Annotated in this window: 6 protein-coding genes; 3 read left to right on the top strand and 3 right to left on the bottom strand. The window is 42.6% G+C overall.

The window, feature by feature from the left end; genetic code table 11:
* Positions 1–1223: adenylate/guanylate cyclase domain-containing protein (locus H6S82_RS20595; RefSeq protein WP_191056634.1), on the bottom strand; the 1223-nt coding region annotated here is incomplete at its 3' end.
* A 175-nt stretch (positions 1224–1398) separates the two neighbouring features.
* Positions 1399–1869, bottom strand: a complete 471-nt coding sequence (locus H6S82_RS20590) for a hypothetical protein (RefSeq protein ID WP_190465913.1) — start codon at positions 1867–1869, stop codon at positions 1399–1401.
* A 207-nt stretch (positions 1870–2076) separates the two neighbouring features.
* Between H6S82_RS20590 and H6S82_RS20585 the strand changes: the two genes are divergently transcribed.
* From H6S82_RS20585 to H6S82_RS20575, 3 genes are read left to right on the top strand one after another with little or no spacing between them, the layout of a single operon-like run.
* The gene (locus H6S82_RS20585) at positions 2077–2547 is read left to right on the top strand and encodes a GNAT family N-acetyltransferase (protein ID WP_190465912.1); all 471 of its coding nucleotides are present in this window, start codon (positions 2077–2079) and stop codon (positions 2545–2547) included.
* A gap of 41 nt (positions 2548–2588) precedes the next feature.
* On the top strand, positions 2589–3026 hold the full coding sequence (locus H6S82_RS20580) for a hypothetical protein (RefSeq protein WP_190465910.1): 438 nt from the start codon (positions 2589–2591) through the stop codon (positions 3024–3026).
* A 5-nt stretch (positions 3027–3031) separates the two neighbouring features.
* Positions 3032–3598: a hypothetical protein gene (locus tag H6S82_RS20575; protein ID WP_190465908.1), complete on the top strand. Its 567-nt coding sequence runs from the start codon at positions 3032–3034 to the stop codon at positions 3596–3598.
* A gap of 71 nt (positions 3599–3669) precedes the next feature.
* On the opposite strand, the gene H6S82_RS20570 is transcribed toward H6S82_RS20575, so the two are convergent.
* Complete coding sequence (locus H6S82_RS20570; protein ID WP_190465906.1) at positions 3670–4248, bottom strand: TIGR04376 family protein; 579 nt, start codon at positions 4246–4248, stop codon at positions 3670–3672.
* Between the last annotated feature and the right edge of the window lie 53 nt (positions 4249–4301).

The following is a 4301-nucleotide window of genomic DNA, read 5'->3' as shown; positions in this document are numbered from 1 at the left end:
AAATCGTAGGAAAATTTTTGCAAGCCGATGACGCCTGCTACTACTGGCCCGGTGTGAATGCCTATACGGATGCTGAAGGGTTCGCCTTTATTGGTTTGGAAACGAGCGATTTCTCGCTGCATATCGAGAGCCATTTCTGCTATGGCCCAGGCGTGGTCTAATCGGGGAGAAGGCAAACCGCCTACTACCATGTAAGCATCGCCGATGGTTTTGATTTTCTCTAAACCGTGGCGAGAAGCAAGGCGATCGAATGCGGAGAAAATTTCATTAAGTAAACTGACTAATTCTGTAGGAGAGGTACGCGCCGCCAACGCTGTAAAACCAACAATATCTGCAAATAGAATCGTGACTTCATCAAAGCGTTCGGCAATGCAGCCTTGTTGCTGTTTCAATTGTTCGGCGATCGATTCTGGCAAAATATTCAGTAATAAGCGCTCGGATTTTTCTGTTTCCACGCGCAGGATTGCTTCTGCTTGCTTGCGTTCGTTAATTTCCTGGCGAATGCGTCGATACATTTGATTGAATGCTTTCATCACTTCCCCTAACTCATCATCGCGCTTGACAGACAGAGAGTAAAAGTTAGGATTGGCTTTATCTTTGGCTGTTGCTTCACCCGCCGCGATTAAGTCGTCCCGCAGTCGCAAGATGGGTAAAATTACGGTTGCACCCAAAACTAACATTGTGACAGAAGTGACAAAAGCGGAGATCAATACAACTAAGCCAGCAATACGTGCAATATATGCAGATAATTCCTGCTTGACGGTGGTAGCATTGTGACGAGCGATTATGATATAATTAGTATCTAATTTTCCACCTGACCAAGCTACGTCGTAGCGATCGCCATTGCGGTTGCGTGCGCGAACTTCATCCTTACCTTTTAGGTCAGAAAATGTAATCTCTGGCGGCTCACCGCATATACCTATCAGTTGCCCATTGGGTTCGTAAATTGCCACTCCTAAAATCACGGAACCATGAGTAATTTTTTTGATTTTTTCTAGAAGTTTATTGTTGTCAACTTCTTGTGCCGTTAAGCGGGAAATTGAGGTGACAATTGCAGAAGAAACATCCTCTATTTGCCATAAAAGCTCGCTTTCCCGCATATAATAAGACGGAATTAAGATAATGACCTCGATTAAAATAATGCTGATAAACACCCAAAAGATGATGCGCTGAGATAAACGTGCTTTGAATGAGTTGAGTAACGCTGACAGCCAAGCTGACATCTAATTTCCTCGCGTAGCTGGTATAAACGTCTTGAGTGCCGTTATAGTTAATATGCTACCCTGCTGTAAATAATAAGAATCTGCTGAAAGCAGCACCAAGTATGGTAGATTTTGCGTATCTACCAAAAAAGTAAACTTTTATGATTTAAGTTAACCTGTTTTACAATTATAGAATTTACCGATATGGATTTCGATCGGCAGGAAAAATGCGATCGAACAAAGGTAAAAACTCCCGGAGTGACTGACCCCGTGCGTTTTTCATATCAGTATCTAGAGAACGCTCTATAGCTAAAGCGCCTGCTATTCCCTGTCCGGTTTTTTTTGATTCCGAAATAATTACTAAAGCTTGTGCGAGACGGCGTGCGGCTTCGTTGCGATCGCCTCTTGCCATTGCTCGATCGGCTAGTGCAAACGCCTGATTTTCATCCAATACTAAGGAAGGTCTTGCAATGATGCGAGCGGCAATAGCTTTTTCATAATTTGCTCGGTATGGCGTGCAAGTGCTAGCAGTGCAAATTTTTACCTGTTTGTTACCAGCTTTAATACCTGGTATTGCGATCGCATCTTCTGTTAAATTAATTACCGCTAGGGAAATCAGCAACGCAAATGTAATTTGATTCAGGCGGAATGTCCGTTGATTTTTCATAGATTATTTTGATGTTTATTTAGGTTATTATTGTGATTCGCCTTAGAAGGTCGATCGCAAGGCAAAAAAAATTGCCAACCCAGCACCCATATGCAAACGAGTCTTGTGCTTGCGCCTATGGTATGCTATTTTAGCCTAAGTAGTCAAATTTTGGCTATGTAGCTTATATAACCGAAACAATAATTAGCATTTACTCTTGATAAGATTATGGAAATAAGTTTTAAAATCGCTACAAACGCTGATATTAATCTGATTTTGACTATGATGGAGGAGTTTTATAAACTCGAACATATCCCATTTAATAATCAAATAGCAACTCGTTGTTTAGAAGAAATAGTTAGTGACGATCGACTGGCGAAGATATGGTTAATTTGTGCTGACGAAGAACCAGTCGGATATGTTGTCCTCACATTTGGCTACAGTATCGAATTTCACGGTCGCGATGCCTTAGTTGATGAATTATATATTCGAGAGAATTATCGCAGCCAAGGTATAGGCACGCAGACGCTAGAATTTGTAAAAACAGCTTGCCAATCTCTAGGGATTACCGCCGTGCATCTGGTGGTAGCTTATGAAAATAAAAAAGCGAAAAGCGTTTATCAAAAGATGGGTTTTGTCGAACACGATCGCTATATAATGACAAATTGGTTGGAAAAAATGGAGCAAAAATTATATTAATATATCCAGCTTATCCATCCATAAATTAAAGTCAAAGCCAAGTGTCACCAGAGTCTTCAAGTAAGTTTCCCACAGCATCCTTCTCCAATCAGCTACCCGATCGCTTAAATGCAGAACTCAGCTTAGCCGATCGCTTAGGTATCAAACCTCTTAAGGTAGCAGAACCAGGATTTGACGATACAATTAACGAAGGAACCATTAAATGGGCGGTGACGACAGAAAACCAACTATTAGTAATACCAAAATTTGTTGGTAGCCAAGAAATATCTCACACCGCCTTAACTCGCGGTCAGCCAGTTTTGGCAGCAGGTGAGGCGGAAATTGTTGGTAGCAATGGTGAATATTATCTTCTGGAAATTACTAATTACAGCGGTCATTTTATACCAACTCCAGATAGCCTAGAAATAGGAAGAGAAGCTTTTAGACGAAAAGGGATCGATCCAACGAATGCCGTAGTAAAATATTATGGAGGCAGCTAAAATTTATGACCCAATCCAAATCTGCAATCGAACTGAATCAAATACTGCAAGAGGATGCCGACTCGGTGCTAGCTTGGCTAAAAAGCATAGAATCAGGACATACTTCACCGCCAGAAGGATTTAACTGGTTGGGTTTAGCTGAGGCAGCAAGTTTTAATGCTATTGAGGGCGATCGCCACTATCCAAATAAACCTAGCATCAAATGGGCAGAAGTAGCAATCAAAGTATACGAGCAACTTGCAGAATCAGCAAATGCTGATGCTAGGGATTCTTTTATGAATTCGTCGATGATGTTGCGAGCTGCTACGATCGCAAAATACGGAGCGATTCCCAGTCATCCAGTTCTCGATCTCGACCAAATTCTGCGTTGGTTTAACGATAGCCTCAGAATGTCTGACTCGGAAGCTGCGACAAAGGCAGCTAATTGGAAAAAATGTCAGATTGAGGAAATTCGAGAGTTAAGACAAATCAAGAATCGCTTGCGCGTTATCTCAGTGTTAGCGGATACTGACAAGTTAATTTTGAATCCAGAAATCCATTCTTGGCTTTCCCTACAGCAGAAACTACCATAAAAGATCCAAAAAATTACAGTTAGAAAATAGGAATTCGCCAAAAGTGCGAGAACTCCCGCACCCATATCAACTTAACGTCCCATATTTCGCTTCATTTGCTCCAACTCATCCTGTGCTTCCCAGCGCTTAAATTGTTCGTCCAATGGATCTGCACCGCTAAAAGATTTTTGATGGGAACCGCTATCCCAACCGACAGTTTGGGATTTTTGCTCAGCTTTGGGGCTAGTACGGTTTGCCTGTGCTTGTGCCGCTTTAACACGAACTTCCTGTCGTCGCTGCTGGATACGACGCAGCAATTCCTGAGCCTGTTTAATCCGCTCTTTGAGACCTTGCATATGTCCCCAATGCTGATTGCCTTGGCGCAGCAAAGCGGCTTCCCGTTCTTGTGCGGGCTGAACTAAATCCCATCTGTTCGCAGCCTTCGCCTTTTCAATGCGGGCGTGCCATCGCTGAATTTCTTGTGCGGTGGCAAGAATCTCATCCTGCAACTTCTTTTCTTGAGTTTGCAGGTCGGCAATTAGGCGCAGCGCATCCTCCTCTTGTTCCCGCAGCTGTTCCTCCAGCGCTTGTAATTCCAAATGGGGATTGTTCCGCAGGAATTCTTCCAAGCGACTTTCCAAAAATCGGCTGAAATCTTCAAATACGCCCACAAAAAGAACTCACTAGGTAGGGGTTATTTCCATCTATGCTATCAACTCAAAAT

This window comes from Planktothrix sp. FACHB-1355, from assembly GCF_014748295.1.
GTDB classification, from domain to species: Bacteria; Cyanobacteriota; Cyanobacteriia; order Cyanobacteriales; family Aerosakkonemataceae; genus Aerosakkonema; species Aerosakkonema funiforme_A.
This window is presented reverse-complemented; position numbering and strand designations above follow the sequence as displayed.

Coding starts and splice junctions, on each gene's coding strand:
- H6S82_RS20590 (WP_190465913.1), bottom strand. CDS start 1,869: ATGAAAAATCAACGGACATTCCGCCTGAATCAAATTACATTTGCGTTG.
- H6S82_RS20585 (WP_190465912.1), top strand. CDS start 2,077: ATGGAAATAAGTTTTAAAATCGCTACAAACGCTGATATTAATCTGATT.
- H6S82_RS20575 (WP_190465908.1), top strand. CDS start 3,032: ATGACCCAATCCAAATCTGCAATCGAACTGAATCAAATACTGCAAGAG.